A 798-nucleotide genomic window follows, 5' to 3' on the forward strand; every position below is an offset into this window, starting at 1 on the left:
GTCACCCACCTTGAGCGCCTTGGAACGGGACGCGATCACCTCGCCCACCGCACCGCCGTCGAGCGCTGCGTCGAGCCGGAAAGGCGCCGAATAGGACTTTGTGTCATTCATACGGCCGCGCATGTAGGGATCGACCGACATGAACTCGTTGCGGACCAGGATCTGGCCGTCCTGCAGCTCCGGCAGATCGGTCTCTGCCAGCCGGAAGTTCTCCTGGACGGGGCGTCCCTGCGGGCGGGACGCCAGCTGGATTTCGCGGGTGCTCGTGGGAACGGCGGCGCTCATGCGGCCACCTCCACAAGCTTGATGTCGACGGCGATGTTCCCGCGCGTCGCGTTGGAGTAGGGGCAGATCTGGTGGGCCTTGGCCACGAGCTGCTCGGCGGTTTCGCGGTCCAGGGCAGGCAGGGCGATCTCAAGCTCCGCGGCGAGGCCATATCCCTCGCTGCCCTCCAAGGCACCGAAATGGATCTTGGCGGCCACGGCGGAATCAGTCAGATCCACCCGGGCCTTGCGTCCCACCAGCCTGAGTGCCGAGTGGAAGCATGCCGCGTATCCGGCGGCGAAGAGCTGCTCGGGATTAGTGCCCTGGCCGTTTCCGCCCAGTTCCACCGGGCTGGCGAGGGTGACGTCCAGCTTGCCGTCATTGGTGCGTGCGTTGCCTTCGCGGCCTTCACCGGAGGCAAGCGCCTCTGCTACGTACAAAGTCTTCACTGTGGTTCCTTTTCCTTCGATGGGATGGAGGTGCTGGGGTGGACGATCAGATGGCTGAATGGAGGCGGCGGTAAGCCGGCCCAGG

1 protein-coding gene and 1 pseudogene are annotated in these 798 nt (G+C 65.5%); both read right to left on the reverse strand.

Annotated elements, in window-relative coordinates; all coding sequences use genetic code 11:
* Window positions 1-285: pseudogene (locus AHiyo1_RS06440) on the reverse strand (NADP-dependent oxidoreductase); the annotation flags it as partial.
* On the reverse strand, window positions 282-713 hold the full coding sequence (locus tag AHiyo1_RS06445; RefSeq protein WP_059387986.1) for an organic hydroperoxide resistance protein: 432 nt from the start codon (window positions 711-713) through the stop codon (window positions 282-284). The gene AHiyo1_RS06445 and the pseudogene AHiyo1_RS06440, both read right to left, overlap by 4 nt.
* Window positions 714-798: the final 85 nt, after the last annotated feature.

Source organism: Arthrobacter sp. Hiyo1, from assembly GCF_001263615.2.
In the GTDB taxonomy this organism is placed as follows: domain Bacteria; phylum Actinomycetota; class Actinomycetes; order Actinomycetales; family Micrococcaceae; genus Arthrobacter.